The sequence below is a fragment of the Candidatus Nitrosopumilus sp. SW genome, from assembly GCF_006740685.1.
GTDB lineage: Archaea > Thermoproteota > Nitrososphaeria > Nitrososphaerales > Nitrosopumilaceae > Nitrosopumilus.
Genome location: NZ_CP035425.1, coordinates 115,527 through 129,337 on the forward strand (window position 1 = coordinate 115,527; position 13,811 = coordinate 129,337).

The 13,811-nt window shown below is 34.8% G+C and carries 28 protein-coding genes and 1 tRNA gene; 27 read left to right on the forward strand and 2 right to left on the reverse strand.

Annotated features, from left to right (window positions below; translation table 11 throughout):
• Window positions 1–18: 18 nt before the first annotated feature.
• Window positions 19–669, forward strand: a complete 651-nt coding sequence (locus tag Nisw_RS00700; protein ID WP_141975615.1) for a Snf7 family protein — start codon at window positions 19–21, stop codon at window positions 667–669.
• On the opposite strand, the gene Nisw_RS00705 is transcribed toward Nisw_RS00700, so the two are convergent.
• Window positions 662–1,003 (reverse strand): hypothetical protein, encoded by a 342-nt coding sequence (locus Nisw_RS00705; protein WP_141975617.1) that lies wholly within the window; start codon window positions 1,001–1,003, stop codon window positions 662–664. The two genes, Nisw_RS00700 and Nisw_RS00705, sit on opposite strands and share 8 nt — an antisense overlap.
• A gap of 57 nt (window positions 1,004–1,060) precedes the next feature.
• On the opposite strand from Nisw_RS00705, the gene Nisw_RS09010 reads away from it, so the two are divergent.
• Window positions 1,061–1,234: a hypothetical protein gene (locus Nisw_RS09010; RefSeq protein WP_185736633.1), complete on the forward strand. Its 174-nt coding sequence runs from the start codon at window positions 1,061–1,063 to the stop codon at window positions 1,232–1,234.
• On the opposite strand, the gene Nisw_RS00710 is transcribed toward Nisw_RS09010, so the two are convergent.
• On the reverse strand, window positions 1,231–1,647 hold the full coding sequence (locus Nisw_RS00710) for a DUF371 domain-containing protein (RefSeq protein ID WP_141975619.1): 417 nt from the start codon (window positions 1,645–1,647) through the stop codon (window positions 1,231–1,233). The two genes, Nisw_RS09010 and Nisw_RS00710, sit on opposite strands and share 4 nt — an antisense overlap.
• A 52-nt stretch (window positions 1,648–1,699) precedes the next feature.
• Between Nisw_RS00710 and Nisw_RS00715 the strand changes: the two genes are divergently transcribed.
• The 25 genes from Nisw_RS00715 to Nisw_RS09020 all read left to right on the forward strand — a co-directional run bounded on the left by Nisw_RS00715 (window position 1,700) and on the right by Nisw_RS09020 (window position 13,613).
• Window positions 1,700–2,437 (forward strand): archaeal proteasome endopeptidase complex subunit alpha, encoded by a 738-nt coding sequence (locus Nisw_RS00715; RefSeq protein WP_141975621.1) that lies wholly within the window; start codon window positions 1,700–1,702, stop codon window positions 2,435–2,437.
• Window positions 2,438–2,468: 31 nt separating this feature from the next.
• Window positions 2,469–3,281 carry a putative RNA uridine N3 methyltransferase gene (locus tag Nisw_RS00720; protein ID WP_141975623.1) on the forward strand — a complete coding sequence of 271 codons (813 nt, stop codon included), beginning with the start codon at window positions 2,469–2,471 and terminating at the stop codon, window positions 3,279–3,281.
• A gap of 205 nt (window positions 3,282–3,486) precedes the next feature.
• Complete coding sequence (locus tag Nisw_RS00725; protein WP_141975625.1) at window positions 3,487–4,482, forward strand: 50S ribosomal protein L3; 996 nt, start codon at window positions 3,487–3,489, stop codon at window positions 4,480–4,482.
• Window positions 4,479–5,294, forward strand: a complete 816-nt coding sequence (rpl4p, locus tag Nisw_RS00730) for a 50S ribosomal protein L4 (RefSeq protein WP_141975627.1) — start codon at window positions 4,479–4,481, stop codon at window positions 5,292–5,294. The genes Nisw_RS00725 and rpl4p overlap by 4 nt, the downstream gene beginning before the upstream one ends.
• Entirely contained in the window at window positions 5,291–5,557 is a 267-nt protein-coding gene (locus Nisw_RS00735) for a 50S ribosomal protein L23 (protein WP_141975629.1), read from the forward strand. The genes rpl4p and Nisw_RS00735 overlap by 4 nt, the downstream gene beginning before the upstream one ends.
• Before the next feature lie 27 nt (window positions 5,558–5,584).
• Window positions 5,585–5,980: a 30S ribosomal protein S19 gene (locus Nisw_RS00740; protein ID WP_141975631.1), complete on the forward strand. Its 396-nt coding sequence runs from the start codon at window positions 5,585–5,587 to the stop codon at window positions 5,978–5,980.
• Window positions 5,981–5,985: 5 nt separating this feature from the next.
• Complete coding sequence (locus Nisw_RS00745; RefSeq protein ID WP_141975633.1) at window positions 5,986–6,444, forward strand: 50S ribosomal protein L22; 459 nt, start codon at window positions 5,986–5,988, stop codon at window positions 6,442–6,444.
• A 2-nt stretch (window positions 6,445–6,446) separates the two neighbouring features.
• Window positions 6,447–7,202 carry a 30S ribosomal protein S3 gene (locus Nisw_RS00750; protein WP_141975635.1) on the forward strand — a complete coding sequence of 252 codons (756 nt, stop codon included), beginning with the start codon at window positions 6,447–6,449 and terminating at the stop codon, window positions 7,200–7,202.
• Window positions 7,199–7,405, forward strand: a complete 207-nt coding sequence (gene rpmC / locus Nisw_RS00755; RefSeq protein WP_141975637.1) for a 50S ribosomal protein L29 — start codon at window positions 7,199–7,201, stop codon at window positions 7,403–7,405. The genes Nisw_RS00750 and rpmC overlap by 4 nt, the downstream gene beginning before the upstream one ends.
• A complete protein-coding gene (locus Nisw_RS00760) occupies window positions 7,402–7,668 on the forward strand; it encodes a ribonuclease P protein subunit (protein WP_141975639.1) in 267 nt (88 codons plus the stop codon). Before rpmC ends, Nisw_RS00760 begins: the two co-directional genes overlap by 4 nt.
• Window positions 7,665–7,988 carry a 30S ribosomal protein S17 gene (locus Nisw_RS00765; protein WP_141975641.1) on the forward strand — a complete coding sequence of 108 codons (324 nt, stop codon included), beginning with the start codon at window positions 7,665–7,667 and terminating at the stop codon, window positions 7,986–7,988. Before Nisw_RS00760 ends, Nisw_RS00765 begins: the two co-directional genes overlap by 4 nt.
• The gene (locus tag Nisw_RS00770) at window positions 7,988–8,410 is read left to right on the forward strand and encodes a 50S ribosomal protein L14 (protein WP_048069135.1); all 423 of its coding nucleotides are present in this window, start codon (window positions 7,988–7,990) and stop codon (window positions 8,408–8,410) included. The genes Nisw_RS00765 and Nisw_RS00770 overlap by 1 nt, the downstream gene beginning before the upstream one ends.
• Before the next feature lie 4 nt (window positions 8,411–8,414).
• Complete coding sequence (rplX, locus tag Nisw_RS00775) at window positions 8,415–8,855, forward strand: 50S ribosomal protein L24 (protein ID WP_141975643.1); 441 nt, start codon at window positions 8,415–8,417, stop codon at window positions 8,853–8,855.
• Complete coding sequence (locus Nisw_RS00780; RefSeq protein ID WP_141975645.1) at window positions 8,855–9,571, forward strand: 30S ribosomal protein S4e; 717 nt, start codon at window positions 8,855–8,857, stop codon at window positions 9,569–9,571. The genes rplX and Nisw_RS00780 overlap by 1 nt, the downstream gene beginning before the upstream one ends.
• A 4-nt stretch (window positions 9,572–9,575) precedes the next feature.
• On the forward strand, window positions 9,576–10,097 hold the full coding sequence (locus Nisw_RS00785; protein WP_141975647.1) for a 50S ribosomal protein L5: 522 nt from the start codon (window positions 9,576–9,578) through the stop codon (window positions 10,095–10,097).
• Entirely contained in the window at window positions 10,097–10,276 is a 180-nt protein-coding gene (locus tag Nisw_RS00790; protein WP_014963151.1) for a 30S ribosomal protein S14, read from the forward strand. The genes Nisw_RS00785 and Nisw_RS00790 overlap by 1 nt, the downstream gene beginning before the upstream one ends.
• A gap of 6 nt (window positions 10,277–10,282) precedes the next feature.
• Entirely contained in the window at window positions 10,283–10,675 is a 393-nt protein-coding gene (locus Nisw_RS00795; protein WP_141975649.1) for a 30S ribosomal protein S8, read from the forward strand.
• The gene (locus Nisw_RS00800; RefSeq protein ID WP_141975651.1) at window positions 10,665–11,222 is read left to right on the forward strand and encodes a 50S ribosomal protein L6; all 558 of its coding nucleotides are present in this window, start codon (window positions 10,665–10,667) and stop codon (window positions 11,220–11,222) included. Before Nisw_RS00795 ends, Nisw_RS00800 begins: the two co-directional genes overlap by 11 nt.
• A gap of 17 nt (window positions 11,223–11,239) precedes the next feature.
• Entirely contained in the window at window positions 11,240–11,527 is a 288-nt protein-coding gene (locus tag Nisw_RS00805) for a hypothetical protein (RefSeq protein ID WP_141975653.1), read from the forward strand.
• 72 nt (window positions 11,528–11,599) lie between these two features.
• A tRNA-Asn gene (locus Nisw_RS00810) sits at window positions 11,600–11,676 on the forward strand.
• 188 nt (window positions 11,677–11,864) lie between these two features.
• A complete protein-coding gene (locus tag Nisw_RS00815) occupies window positions 11,865–12,113 on the forward strand; it encodes a hypothetical protein (protein WP_141975656.1) in 249 nt (82 codons plus the stop codon).
• 10 nt (window positions 12,114–12,123) lie between these two features.
• Window positions 12,124–12,351, forward strand: a complete 228-nt coding sequence (locus Nisw_RS00820) for a hypothetical protein (RefSeq protein WP_141975658.1) — start codon at window positions 12,124–12,126, stop codon at window positions 12,349–12,351.
• A gap of 124 nt (window positions 12,352–12,475) precedes the next feature.
• Window positions 12,476–12,925, forward strand: coding sequence for a DUF2299 family protein (locus tag Nisw_RS00825; RefSeq protein ID WP_141975660.1), 450 nt, complete (start codon window positions 12,476–12,478; stop codon window positions 12,923–12,925).
• Between the two features lie 60 nt (window positions 12,926–12,985).
• Window positions 12,986–13,138: a hypothetical protein gene (locus Nisw_RS09015; protein ID WP_185736634.1), complete on the forward strand. Its 153-nt coding sequence runs from the start codon at window positions 12,986–12,988 to the stop codon at window positions 13,136–13,138.
• Window positions 13,139–13,457: 319 nt separating this feature from the next.
• On the forward strand, window positions 13,458–13,613 hold the full coding sequence (locus tag Nisw_RS09020) for a hypothetical protein (protein WP_185736635.1): 156 nt from the start codon (window positions 13,458–13,460) through the stop codon (window positions 13,611–13,613).
• Window positions 13,614–13,811: the final 198 nt, after the last annotated feature.

Consider the following 13,811-nt stretch of genomic DNA (forward strand, 5'->3'; position numbering starts at 1 on the left):
CAATATCGAGAATCAAATATGCTAAGTAACTCTTGGAACAAAACACAGGGAGAAAGTATTTCCCAAAAAGTCATGGGAAAAGTAAAACCAGATGAACCCCTAAAAAATAAAATCGATTTTGCACAAAAAAAATTACAATTTCAAATCTCAAAATTAGAAGGAATTAATGAAAAATTACGAGTAAAACATGATCAAATTTTTGAAAAAATAGTTCACGCTCATAAGAATAACAAAAATGCCTATGCACAAGCATATGCAAATGAATTGGCACAGGTACGAAAAATGAAAAACATGGTCAGTGGTGCCAAACTTTCAATGGAGCAAGTCAAACTTAGACTAGATACAGTATCAGAACTAGGAGATGTTGTAGTCACACTTAGTCCATGTATGTCAATTATCAAAGGATTAGCCCCATCACTTAATGGAATCATGCCAGAAGCAAATGCATCAATGCAAGACTTGTCATCCATACTTGGAGATGTAATGGCAGGCTCATCAGTTGAATTGGGAGATACAATGAGTGTAGGGGCAGAAACCAATGCAGACACATTGGCAATATTAGAAGAAGCACAAGGTGTTATTGCAGGTCAAACAAAAGCATCTATTCCAGATGTTCCAGATTCTCTCAAACAGCAAATTGTTGAGAGAAAATCAGATATTTTCATTTAGATTTCTTTTTGCTTTTTTGAACAAGGATTTTTTTTATTCTAGAAATTGTAGGATAACTGTATCCACGTCTTCGATAATTTGCAATCATCATCTTCCAATTCTTTAATCTCCATTGAGCTTGTTCAGCAGTTACAGAATGAACTTCTTTTTGAATAATGCTTTTTCTTCCAACCTTTAGAGTACCTGCATCTTTTGCAGACCATCTGTTTTTAGCAAATTTCAACCCAGTAAGAATTTCATCAATAGGCATTTCTTTGAAATAATCTTTGAGTTTTTTGAGTTCTGCATCTGTAGGTTTTTTAGAAATCGGTAACTCGATTGTAGGTTTTACCATGAAACATCTAATGATTCATGTCTTAAGAAAATCATGATAAATCAGAATTAACTAAAGATGGAAATTATTCAGCAAGGTAATGGAACAAGAGCATTTTTACACAATGTCAGATACATTCCTGAACCTAGAATTATTGCTGCAAATGCTGCCAAGGGGACTAAAATGAACAGATTAGTTTTCATTCCCATGATCAAAATTAGATTAATGACTATAAAATTGTCACAGTTTTAATCAATTGTAATGGTAAAGGTACCTTTGGTTTTTGGATCTTGTAACAATGCAACCATTTCTCTAGGTAACAAATCAGAGGCTTTGTCACATTTTACAGCTAAAGTTCTAGGACATACAAAATCACTTTTTCTAATTACAATGTCTTCAGTATGAGTAAGGATTAGATCAGGATGACCTTTCCCCTCTACAGTGAAATTGTAATCCCCAATATCAATAGAAAAGGTAATGTTTGAATCAGAATTTTTTAATTTGTCTTTTAGATCCTGAGGTAAATCAGCACATGCATGATTTGCATTTACACCAACTATGCAATCTCCCCGAGGTGTCAAATGAGACTCTTTTGTAATCTCTATAGTTTTTTGATGGTTTGATCTAATATTCTCATGTCCTGAAAATTCAATTTCGAATCTCACGGCAAATTAGATAGGCTAGACTTAAATTAAACTTTCAGAGCATTGGAATCAAATGCTTCCTGCACAACAAGGTTACGACAGAGCAATTACAGTGTTCTCACCAGATGGCAGATTATACCAAGTCGAATATGCAATTGAGACTGTAAGAAGAGGAACAATTGCCGTAGGTGTAAAAAGTAAAGATGGCATCGTAATTGCAGTAGAAGAAAAACCAAGAAAATTACAAATTTCAAATACGGCTCAAAAGATTTTCCAAATTGATGATCATGTTGGGGTTGCAGCAGCAGGATACATACCAGATGCAAGAAGTCAAGTTGACAATGCAAGATTCTTTTCTCAAAGTAACAAAATGATTTATGACGAACCAGTAGAAGTTGAAACAATTGCTAAACATTTAGCTGATCAATCTCAACAATATACTCAATATGCAGGTGTAAGACCATTTGGTGTTGCATTAATTCTTGGAGGGGTTGTTGCGGGAAAACCACAATTGTATTTGACAGATCCTAGTGGAACATACATTTCATATGATGCAATTGCAATTGGTTCAGGTTCTGATCAAGTAACAGACTTTTTGGAAAAAACATACAAAAATGATCTTTCATTAGATGATGCATCTGCATTAGCTTCTGCAGGAATTTATCTATCAAGTGAAGACAAAGAAGGAACTAGTCATATCAGAATGGCACATATCAAAACAAATACTGGTTTGTATGAAATAGTTTCAGAGGAGCAGATTGCAAATTATGCAAAAACTGCTAAAGAAAAATATCCACACGACAAAAATTAATTATTTTATCTGTTTGTGAGACTCGATTATATTGAAATTATCTGTTGCAATTCCTGAATCATCTCTATCAGATGAATCATTAAAAATAGACAAAACTAGAAAGATTTCAGTTTTAGCAAGAGCTTGTGCAATTTTTAAAATTGAAACTATCTATGTTTACCAAGAAGGAAACAACAAACAGGATGGTAATCTCATGGTAATGATTCTAAAATATTTAGAAACACCACAATTTTTGAGACGAAGGTTATTTGCAAAAGTAAATGATTTAAAATTTGCAGGAGTATTACAACCATTAAGAATTCCAAGTCATGTTACACCAGCAAATCCAAAAAAAATAAGCAAAGGAGATGTTAGAGAAGGAATAGTAGTTAGTGTAAAGGGCAAAAGATTTGTGGACGTAGGAATCAATCAATTGATTCCATTTTTTGGAAAAACATCTGTTGGAAAAAGAGTAACAGTACAGTTCAAAGAAGGGCATCCAAATTTCTCAATTAAGGAAATCAGCAGAAGCGAAGCCCCAGAATATTGGGGATATACTGTTAAAGAAAGAGCAAACCTGTTTTCATTGTTATCAGAATGGAAGGGAAACATAATTCTTACATCAAGAAAAGGTAAAACTGCAACAAAAGAACAGATTGCAAAATACACAAAATCAGATCAACCAACACTTGTGGTGTTTGGTTCTCCTGAGAAAGGAATTCATGAGATCTTAGGTGGGAAGATGAAAAATGTGCAAAATGCAAAGTCTCTAAACTTTTTTCCAAACCAAGCTACTCAAACAGTGCGTCTTGAAGAAGCATTACTTGGAACTTTATCCATATTGAATGCCCAAACTACATCATAATCATGGCAGAAAGAAAAAATTTTTTGTTATTGGCAATAGGAGTAGGAGCTGCAGGAATTGTTATTGGAACAATAACAATTTGGAATATGTTAAATGAAATTCTAAATCCATAGTTTTTAGGCACAGTTGGTTAACTAGTGTTTTTTTAGTGGTTAACGACATCTCACATGGTTTAATAGAGGGCAATCGATGATGCGTTTTAGTCATGGGTGCTAGAAAAAGACATTCACCACGTAGAGGAAGCCTTGCGTATTCACCTAGAGTACGTGCTAAAAGCATGGAGGCAAGAATCAGAGCATGGCCTAAATTGGATTCAGAAGAGCCAAAGATTTTAGCTCATTGTGGTTTCAAAGCAGGATGTGTTCAAATTGTCAGTATTGATGATCGTGAAAAAGTACCCAATGCAGGAAAACAACTAGTAAGTCTTGGAACAGTTCTAGTTACACCACCAGTTTTGATTTTGGGAATTAGAGGTTATTCAAAAGATCATGATGGACTACATGCAGAGTTTGATGTTTATGCAGAAGACATACCAAAAAATATCGCTAAAGAAATTTCACTAAAAAACAAACAAGAAAATGCAATTGACAATGCAGAAAAAAGTTTGAAAAAAATTAAAGAGATTTTTGCAATTGTTGCAGTATCACCAAGTGCAGCAGGATTAGAACAAAAGAAACCATATGTCTTTGAAGCATCAGTAAGTGGAGGAGACATTCCAAAACAATTTGCACATGTAAAAGAATTACTCGGTAAAGAGATTAAGATTGATCAGATTTTTGAAACAGGTGCAAGTGTTGACGTTGCAGCAATTACAAAAGGTAAAGGATGGCAAGGTGTTTTGAAAAGATGGAACGTAAAGAAGAAACAACACAAATCAAGAAAGACAGTTAGAGAAGTTGGTTCATTAGGTCCAATTTCTCCACAAAGCGTCATGTACACAGTTCCAAGAGCAGGACAGTTTGGATTCCATCAAAGAATCGAATATGATAAACGAATTATGATCATGGGCAATACTGAAGAAGATAAATTAAAAATTAATCCAGACGGAGGGTACAAACACTTTGGTTTAGTTAAAGGAGATTTTATTATTCTAAAAGGTTCAGTTCCTGGAACTTATAGAAGATTAATCAAACTAAGAAGTCAAATCAGAAATGTTCCAGCTAAAGTCAACAAACCAAATATCTTGGAGGTAGTAGTATGACCAAGACCGATGTATACACAACAACTGGAACAAAAGACGGAGAAGTAGAATTACCAGCAGTATTTTCCACACCATTTAGAAGAGAATTGATTCACAAAGCTTTCACTAATCTCACATCACACAAATTCCAACCACAAGGAAGACATCCAAGTGCAGGTCAAGACGTAGTTGCAGACTCTAATGATCCACCAACAGGTCAAGGTGTATCTCGTGTAGCCAGAGCACAAGGTGGAGGTGGCGGAAGACAAGGTCAAGGTGCAGAAGTTGCATCAACTAGAGGAGGAAGACAAGCACATCCACCTATTGTTGAAAAAGTAATTTACAAAAAATTGAATAAAAAAGAAAAGAAATTAGCATTATGTTCAGCAATTGCTGCAACTGCATCAAAAGATAAAGTAGTATCAAGAGGACATAAGGTAGAAGGAATCGAATCATTCCCAATTGTAGTCTCAGACGATATAGAATCAGTTTCTAAAACAAGTGAAATATCCAAAATACTAGATTCATTAAAACTAACACAAGATGTAGAAAGATTACAAGCAAGAAAACCACGTTCTGGACAATCAAGACTTAGAGGAAGGAGTAAAAAAGTTGGAAAGAGTGTGTTGTTTGTAACTAAAGATGCAACAAACATTTCAAAGGCAATTGGTGCATTACCAGGTGTAGAAGCAACAAGTGTCAAAAATTTGAGCGTATTAGACTTGGCTCCAGGTTCTGACCCAATTAGATTAACCGTTTATTCCAAATCTGCAATTGAAGAAATTGGAAAGATTAAATCAACACATCTAGAGGTAATGGCGAAAGTACAATGAACGTAGATCAAGCAAGCAAAATCATACTCAAACCATACATTACCGAAAAAACATTTGCAATGGTAGAGAATGAAAGTAAAATTTGTTTCATAGTAGATAGATCAGCAAGCAAACCAGAAATTGCTGATGCAGTTAATACACTATACAATGAAAAAGTCACCAATGTCAACACAGCTAGAACAATTTACGGTAAGAAAGCATTTGTTCAGTTTGAAAATACAGAAAAGGCAAGAGACCTCGCAACAAAGATAGGAATGCTATAATAGGGAGTTTGAAGGTGAAGAACAAAAATGGTTAAAGAATTTTCATACAGAGGAATTCCAAAAGAGGAACTTGAGAACATGTCATTAGAAAAATTATTCCAATTATTCAATGCAAGACAAAGAAGATCTCTTACCAGAGGAATTAACGACGGTAAAAGAAAATTAATTGAAGAGATCAAAACAGCAAAAGCAGGTAAATTAAAAAATCCAATCAAAACACACGTTAGGGATTTGATTATCCTACCATACATGGTAGATGTTACAGTAAATGTTTTCTCAGGAAAAGAGTTCAGACCAGTTCTAATTAGAACAGAAATGATTGGTCATTATTTGGGAGAATATGTCATAACAAACAAGAAGGTTTCACACGGTGCACCAGGTGTCGGCGCATCAAGATCCAGCCTCTATGTGCCATTGAAGTGATTATTATGGGTAGATTCGGTTACGCTTTCCAAAATTATGATGCAACAAGACATGTACGTTCTTCAGTCAGAGAAAAAGACATGTCACATAAACATGCAAGAGAAGTTGCAGTTGCCATCAAAGGACTATCAATTGAGAAAGCAAGAGATTACTTGCAAGCAGTAATAAACAAAGACAGAGCAGTTGCATTTAGAAGATACAAGAATCAAGTAGGACACAAAGGAGATCCTGGTATGATGGCAGGACGTTACCCACAAAAAACAGCAAAAGAATTCATCAAAGTTTTAGATAATTTAGAATCAAATGCAGAATACAAAGGAATGGATTTAGATAGATTAAAAATTGTAAACGCAACTGTTCACAAAGGAGTAATTGTAAAAAGATTCATCCCAAGAGCAATGGGAAGAGCAACTCCAAAGAACAACGTATTGACTCATGTAGAATTGGTGGCACAGGAGATTTAGAAATGTCATCAGTGAAAAACGTAATCAAAGACAATTACAACATGATGCTACTCAAAGATTATCTTCGAGATGCTATTAAAGAAGCAGGATTTTCACATGCAGAAATCTCAAAGACCCCAACAGGAACTAGAGTTGCATTACATGTTACAAGACCAGGAATAGTTATCGGAAGAAAAGGTTCAGGAATTAGAGACCTTACTGACAAACTAGCAACAGACTTTGGATTAAAGAACCCACAAATTTCAGTAGTTGAAATTGAGAAACCAGAATTATCACCAAGTGTAATGTGTAACAGAATGGCTTCTCACCTTGAAAGAGGAACCGCATTTAGAAGAGCAACCATGTGGACTCTAAAACAAATTATGGAAAACGGTGCTATGGGTGTACAAATTACAATTTCAGGTAAGCTTAGAGGGGACCGTTCTGCCTTTGAAAAACACACAGCAGGGATTTTACCAAGAGCAGGACATCATGCAGAAGTAATTGTTGCTGAAGACATCGCACATGTTAATACAGCAATGGGATTAATTGGAATTAGAATTAGAATTGCAAGAAAAGAAAAATTTGTTCCAGAATTTGAAATGAAAGTAGAGAAGCCAAAGAAAGCAAAACAAGTCAAAGATGCAGAAACAGGTAAGATGAGAGATGAAACAGCTGCTGAAAAGAAAGCAAGAACAGAATCAGAACAAATTGCAATAGAAGAAGAAAAGATGAAAGAACTTGAAACATTAGAAGAAGAGGAGGCCAAACTCAAATGACCAGAATCAGCATGAAGACGATTAAACAATTAAACGAAAAGGATCTAAAAAGCAAGATTCAAGAATCAAGAAGTGAGCTTTCAAAACTTAGAGTAGATGCAGCTAAAGGTACACTAAGAAAAGAGAGCGGAAAACTAAAACCCCTAAGACACGATATTGCAAGAATGCTAACAAGATTAAACGAGATGAGGAACGAGAAATGATCACTGCAGATAACATTACATCACATGAGTTTATTGGGTTAAATACGGAGATTGTTCAATCAACAAATCCACAAGTAATAGGATTAAATGGAAGAATCGAAAATGAAACAAAATCAATGTTTACAATTAACACAGATAATGGAGTGAGATCAATTGCAAAATCTACTAGCAATTGGAAGTTCTCAATCAATAACAACGATGTTGTTGTTGAAGGTTCCAAAATTGCAAAAAGACCATTTGACAGAATTGGAGGAAAGGCATGACTAGAAACATCGGACTAAAAGTAAAAGAACCAAAAAGAGAATGTACAGACAAACATTGTCCATTCCACGGAGAATTAGCAATTAGAGGAAAACTCTTTGATGGCAAAGTCACTGGAAGTAAAGCTAGACAAACCATTACACTACAAAAAGATGCACCAATTTACTTTAACAAATTCAAAAGATATGCAAGAGGAAAAAGTAGCATTCATGCCCACGTTCCTGGATGTATTGATGTTGAGTCAGGAGACAGTGTATTAACTGCAGAATGCAGACCGATATCAAAATCAGTGTCATATGTTGTTGTGGAGGTTAGATCATAATGGCAAAACAAGCAGGTAAAGGAGTAGAAGAATTCCGCCCATATGTAACTAAAGTAATTCCTGTTGGAGCAAATATTGTATGTGCAGATAATTCTGGTGCAAAAATTTTAGAAGTAATTAACGTTCCAAGACATAAAACAAGAGCATCAAGACTTCCATCAGCATCAGTTGGAGACTTTTGTAATGTTGTTGTAAAGAAAGGACCAGCAGAATTAAGAAAACAAGTGTATGGTGCAGTTATAATTAGACAAAAGTATCCAGTTCGCAGATTAAACGGTGTAAGAGTTTGTTTTGAAGACAACGCAGCAGTGTTGATCACTCCAGAAGGAGAAACAAAAGGAACAGACATCAAAGGACCAGTAGCCGCAGAAGCTTCAGAAAAATGGCCAAGAGTAGCTAACTTGGCATCAATGGTGGTATAAGAAGATGAAGCCAACTAAAATGCGTAACAAGATGATTTATCGTGCATCTTACCAGACAAAAAGCAAACAACTCGGAAGTGCACTATCAAAAGATCTTCATAAAAAATACGGTAAAAGAAGTGTCAGAGTTGTTGAAGGTGACAGTGTAACAATTCTTAGAGGAGAATTCAAAGGAGTAGATGGCAAAATTGCAGAAGTTTCTACAGAGAAGAGCAGCGTTGCAATTGAAGGAGTTAAAAAAGAGAAGACCAAAGGCGATAAATTTGATGTTTTCATTCATACTTCAAACTTACTAGTAACATCACTAAACACAGAAGATAAGTGGAGAATAGCAAAACTCGAGGGCAAAGATCCAAGAAAACAGCCTAAAGAAACACCAAAGAAAGAAGAGCCTAAAGAAACAAAAGTAGAGAAAAAACCCAAAGAAAAGGAAGATGAGAATTAATGGTAAGTATTTCAGGTAGTAAAAAACTCAAACGTCAAATGGCACCTCAATTCTGGGGAATTGCCAGAAAAGACAAGAGATTTGTAATTACAGTAAGACCAGGACCACATAAAAAACACCATTCAGTTCCAACAGCAGTGTTCCTCAGAGACATGTTAAAAATTGTCACCAGTCTCAGAGAAGCAAAGACTGCCATTTATTCAGGAAAAGTAAAGATCGATGGTGTCGTTAGAAAATCATTACATCATGCAATTGGACTAATGGATGTAGTAGAGTTAGAAAATGTCTCAGATGTTTATCGTCTTGTTCCAACAGACGGCAAATTACTAAAACCAATTAAGATTAACGATTCTGAAAAAACAAAAAAACTTGTCAGAGTTACAAGTAAAACAACAATCAACAAAGGAAAAATGCAAATTGGATTCCATGATGGCCGCTCAACCATTTCAGATACCAAAGTAAATGTTGGCGATGTATGTTTAATTCAAGTACCAGATCAAAAAATTCTTGAAGTAATTAAATTAGAAGCAGGAAACCATGGATTAGTAACACGTGGAATTAATGCAGGACAAATTGGAAAGATTGAAAGTGTTGAAGAAGGTACATTCATTCTTCCAAAAAGAGTTATTCTATCTTTGGAAGACAGAAAAATCGAAATTCCTGCAGACATCATCATGCCAATCGGAAAAGAGGAGCCAGTAATTCAATTAAAGTGATCATATGTCTCAAACAACAGAATCCCCAATGAAAAAAATCTCCTTAGAGAAAGTAGTTCTCAACATGGGAGTTGGAAAATCAGGAGATGTAATTGACATTGCAAGAAGAGCATTGGAACAAATTTCAGGTAAAAAACCATCAGCACGAAATGCAAAAGAAACCCAAAGAGATTGGGGTGTGAGAAAAGGAGAACCAATTGGGGTTGCAGTTACAATTCGAGGAGACGATGCCAGAGCATTGTTGAAAAGATTGTTAGAGGCCAAAGGCAATACCGTAAATGGCAGAGCATTTGATAATTTTGGTAATTATTCATTTGGAATTAAAGAACACATAGATATTCCAGGCGTCAAATATGAGCCATCAATTGGAATCTTAGGTCTTGGAATTTCAGTTACATTAACTAGACCAGGTTATGGAATTAGAAGAAGAAGTAAACACAAAGCAAGTGTTGGTAAATCCCACATTATTACAAAAGAAGAAGCAAAGGATTATCTAGCAAAAGAGTTTGGAGTGACGGTAGCATAATGGCAAAAGATAGATCATACGAATTTACTGGAAGAAAAAAGCATGATTTTGGCAGAGGATCAAGATGGTGTAAAAGATGTGGAGATTATACAGCAGTTATACAAAAATACGACTTAATGTTATGCAGACGATGCTTCAGAGAGGTAGCAACATCTCTAGGATTTAGGAAAAATAGGTGATAGAATATGCCAGCAACTAACATTTTAGCAAATCTATTTGTTACATTATACAATAATGAAACAAGAAGAAAAGGAGAGTGTACAATACTCCCAACTTCAAAATTAGGAATTGAAGTTCTAAAAACACTTCAAAGAGACGGATACATTGGAGAGTTTGAACATATTGATGATAAAAGAGGCGGAAAATTCAAAATCAAATTATTGGCAAAAATTACAAAATGTGGTGCAATCTCACCAAGATTCAAAGTAAAGACAGATGAATTTAACAACTGGGAACAACAATACTTGCCAGCATATGACAGAGGAATGCTTCTAGTTACAACTAATCAAGGTGTAATGTCACATCACGAGGCATCACAAAAAGGAATTGGAGGATTTTTGATAGGATATGTCTACTAGTCAACTCGAAAAAATGCAAGACCAGGTAACAATACCTGAAGGAGTAAAAGTAACACAAAACAAAAACATGTTAACATTTGAGGGTCCTCTAGGCAAAACACACAAAAATTTCAGAAACATCCCAGTACAAATTGAAATTGTGGATGATAAAGTCAACCTCAAAACAATAGGTGAGAAAAAAAGAGATTATGCAATTTTACACACAGCAAGATCAATTATCAGAAATATTTGTGAAGGTCTTGTTGAAGGATATACAATTAAAATGAAAGTAGTGTTTGCACACTTTCCAATCACAGTAAAAGTAGAAGGTAAGAAAGTTCTAATTGAAAACTATCAAGGTGAAAGAGCACCAAGAACCACACACATCATGGGAAATACCAAAGTAATTCCAAAAGGCGAGGATGTTATTCTTACAGGAGAGGTTTGGACAGATATCACACAAACTGCAGCTAACATAGAATTAAAAACCAAAGTAAAGAATAAAGATCACAGAGTTTTCCTAGACGGCATCTATGTCTATGAAAAGAAGAAAGGTATAGACAAGTAAAATTTTTAATTTTTCTAATGACCCTAGACCCAGAATTTGCCAAACAAACAACAGATTTAATCCAACAGACTTTAGAATTATACAAAAAATCAGGAGCTTCTCCAAGAGTTGGAGAGATTTGGAATTGTGAAAAAATTGGTGATTTCTTGTGTGGTTTTTTTGTTGGAGAAATGGTCGGTTCAGCGCTAAGTGCGTTTCAAGTAGTACATCAAAGAGAGCCTACCGCAGATGAGCATTTGGAAATTATTGAATTAGTAGAGAGCCATTCAAAAGAAATCAAAGAGTTTTTTGCCAAATTTAACTAAACTACTAACAACTTTGGTCTAAATTGTATAGTCGCAAGGATTAAATCACTTTTGCCAAGGTACAAACATGTTGCCGCCCTAGCTCAGCGTGGTAGAGCATCCGACTGTTAATCGGACGGTCGTCAGTTCAAGTCTGATGGGCGGCGCCACTTATTTCTAAACTCGAGTTTTGAAACATTTTATTTTGATACTAGGGACATAATCCCCATAATAATAAAATTATATTTCTAAATTCGAATTTAGAAATATTGATCGGTTGACAGTAATTGGTTTACACTATTAGACAACATAGATCTAATAGATGATCGCACATTTAGAATAATGCAGGAGGTTTACATTGGTCAGAACTAGAAGGGCCAACAGATATTGTGTTGATTGTGGTGCAAGACTGGTGTATTACCCTAGATTATCAAACCCAAAAGCACCAAATGAACATAGAGTACTAGTATATGCATGTCCTGACTGTACAGATGACTTTGAGAAACCAAAAATGTTCTCAATTAAACGCAATCAAGTAGAGGATCCGTTAGAAACTGTTGAAATTGAAATCACACAGTTACAGAAAAAAGCAGCTACTGCAAAATAATTTTAAGAAAATGACATATCCTGAAAGACCAAGAAGTAATCTATGGTTTTTGTTACCGATATTTTTTGGAATAATAGGCGGAGTTATTGCATATTTTATTATACGAAATGATGATCCAAAAAAAGCAAAAAATTGTTTGTATCTAGGAATTGCATTGATGATAACAGGGTTAGTTCTTAATGCAATTATCGCATCATTTATTCCTGAATTTGGTCCAGGTTTCAGAGTAAACGTTTAATGAAAAAGTTTTGGTTACAGGTAAAGATTCACAGTATTTCTAAACTCGAATTTAGAAATATCATAAATTTAGTACTGTAATCAATGGATTTAGAATCATATAGAAGCAATTACAATGATTTGTGATGAGTGCATCCAGAATGAGAGATAATGTTGAAAGATGGTTAATTCATGAAGGGTTATCATTTGAGGATATCAAAAATCCCGAAAATACATTTCAAATTCTAGTAAAACATGCAGGTCCAGCAGGAGTTCCTGTAGAAATTTTTGAGCCAAAAGCACAACAAGGTATTTTGGTAATTGGTTCCAAAATCACTATGAAAAACAACCAGATTGCAAGATATCTTGGATTTAGTGAAGATGAGAAAGAAAAATTTGAGAAAAAAGTAGCAGATTATTGCTATACAATCCAAGCAATTAACAAAAACACTACAGAAGACGGCAAACGAAAGATTGGGGTGTACGCAGTTCTAGATAAAGAAGAAAATATCAATCAACAAGGGTTGTTTGATGCAATAGATAGGGTTTCAGAAATGCATGAAAAAACTGCAAGATTTCTAATGAAGACATTCTAAAAAATAGACGATTTATCAGTTCTACGCGGGCCTTATATCAAAAATTACCCTATTCTAATCATGAAAAGAAAAACATCAAAATCAAAACCAAGAGAACTTACAATTTCTACAAAAGAATTGTCAAGATTTGGCATGGGGGTAATGAACAAAGCCCTCAAAATAGTCGACACTGCAAAAAAAGGCAAAATTACAATCAGAGTAGAACAACAATAAACTCAGTTTTGTCATTTCAACTAGGGGCACAAGCCCCTTTTTTATCAGACTTTCAAGACATCCTATTGTTTAATACAAAATAATTTGTGTTTTTTTCATGAAATTAAACCCAATATTGAACAGGGAGTTAATCACAGGTACTGCAACAAAAAGGGCAGAAAGTGATGAATAACATCATGATCCCAGTTAACAGATTAATGGACTAGTTCTAAGATGTTTTTTGGCAATATTTCTGTCCAAAAACCCCCCTATTTTGGCAGAAAATGTATGTTCAGATGGACAAGCAGAAGGTAAAATCACAATATCTTGCTAAAAAAATATGAAAATTGATTCTTTACAGATTAATGAGAATGCAATAAACGAATCATTTGAAACTACCAACAACTTGTTTGATAGTTTCAGGATACTTTCATCTGAAATATTTGCTCAATTTTCAGAGTTTATTGGAGAGTTTGCTCAAAATTTTCTAAAATGATGTATTTCCAGAATTATGCCTAGGCGTTAAACCCCCCATTAATTTTAGCATAATTAGGCACAATACCATTTTTTCAAAATTAGGTATTTGGAGGGGGGGTTGAACACTTATGCCTAGATATGAAATGCAATCCTCAAACCACCTAGATGTCCCAGCTAAACATGTATGATCTTTTTGAGTCGTGCCTGGGAGCTAAAC

Coding starts and splice junctions, on each gene's coding strand:
- Nisw_RS09015 (WP_185736634.1), top strand. CDS start 12,986: ATGAAAAGAAAAACATCAAAATCAAAACCAAGAGAACTTACAATTTCT.
- Nisw_RS00805 (WP_141975653.1), top strand. CDS start 11,240: ATGACCCTAGACCCAGAATTTGCCAAACAAACAACAGATTTAATCCAA.
- Nisw_RS00795 (WP_141975649.1), top strand. CDS start 10,283: ATGCCAGCAACTAACATTTTAGCAAATCTATTTGTTACATTATACAAT.
- Nisw_RS00705 (WP_141975617.1), bottom strand. CDS start 1,003: ATGGTAAAACCTACAATCGAGTTACCGATTTCTAAAAAACCTACAGAT.
- Nisw_RS00760 (WP_141975639.1), top strand. CDS start 7,402: ATGATCACTGCAGATAACATTACATCACATGAGTTTATTGGGTTAAAT.
- Nisw_RS00800 (WP_141975651.1), top strand. CDS start 10,665: ATGTCTACTAGTCAACTCGAAAAAATGCAAGACCAGGTAACAATACCT.
- Nisw_RS09020 (WP_185736635.1), top strand. CDS start 13,458: ATGAAAATTGATTCTTTACAGATTAATGAGAATGCAATAAACGAATCA.
- Nisw_RS00770 (WP_048069135.1), top strand. CDS start 7,988: ATGGCAAAACAAGCAGGTAAAGGAGTAGAAGAATTCCGCCCATATGTA.
- Nisw_RS00825 (WP_141975660.1), top strand. CDS start 12,476: ATGAGTGCATCCAGAATGAGAGATAATGTTGAAAGATGGTTAATTCAT.
- rplX (WP_141975643.1), top strand. CDS start 8,415: ATGAAGCCAACTAAAATGCGTAACAAGATGATTTATCGTGCATCTTAC.
- Nisw_RS00750 (WP_141975635.1), top strand. CDS start 6,447: ATGTCATCAGTGAAAAACGTAATCAAAGACAATTACAACATGATGCTA.
- Nisw_RS00785 (WP_141975647.1), top strand. CDS start 9,576: ATGTCTCAAACAACAGAATCCCCAATGAAAAAAATCTCCTTAGAGAAA.
- Nisw_RS09010 (WP_185736633.1), top strand. CDS start 1,061: ATGGAAATTATTCAGCAAGGTAATGGAACAAGAGCATTTTTACACAAT.
- Nisw_RS00735 (WP_141975629.1), top strand. CDS start 5,291: ATGAACGTAGATCAAGCAAGCAAAATCATACTCAAACCATACATTACC.
- rpl4p (WP_141975627.1), top strand. CDS start 4,479: ATGACCAAGACCGATGTATACACAACAACTGGAACAAAAGACGGAGAA.
- Nisw_RS00820 (WP_141975658.1), top strand. CDS start 12,124: ATGACATATCCTGAAAGACCAAGAAGTAATCTATGGTTTTTGTTACCG.
- Nisw_RS00740 (WP_141975631.1), top strand. CDS start 5,585: ATGGTTAAAGAATTTTCATACAGAGGAATTCCAAAAGAGGAACTTGAG.
- Nisw_RS00700 (WP_141975615.1), top strand. CDS start 19: ATGCTAAGTAACTCTTGGAACAAAACACAGGGAGAAAGTATTTCCCAA.
- Nisw_RS00725 (WP_141975625.1), top strand. CDS start 3,487: ATGGGTGCTAGAAAAAGACATTCACCACGTAGAGGAAGCCTTGCGTAT.
- Nisw_RS00790 (WP_014963151.1), top strand. CDS start 10,097: ATGGCAAAAGATAGATCATACGAATTTACTGGAAGAAAAAAGCATGAT.
- Nisw_RS00715 (WP_141975621.1), top strand. CDS start 1,700: ATGCTTCCTGCACAACAAGGTTACGACAGAGCAATTACAGTGTTCTCA.
- Nisw_RS00745 (WP_141975633.1), top strand. CDS start 5,986: ATGGGTAGATTCGGTTACGCTTTCCAAAATTATGATGCAACAAGACAT.
- Nisw_RS00780 (WP_141975645.1), top strand. CDS start 8,855: ATGGTAAGTATTTCAGGTAGTAAAAAACTCAAACGTCAAATGGCACCT.
- Nisw_RS00765 (WP_141975641.1), top strand. CDS start 7,665: ATGACTAGAAACATCGGACTAAAAGTAAAAGAACCAAAAAGAGAATGT.
- rpmC (WP_141975637.1), top strand. CDS start 7,199: ATGACCAGAATCAGCATGAAGACGATTAAACAATTAAACGAAAAGGAT.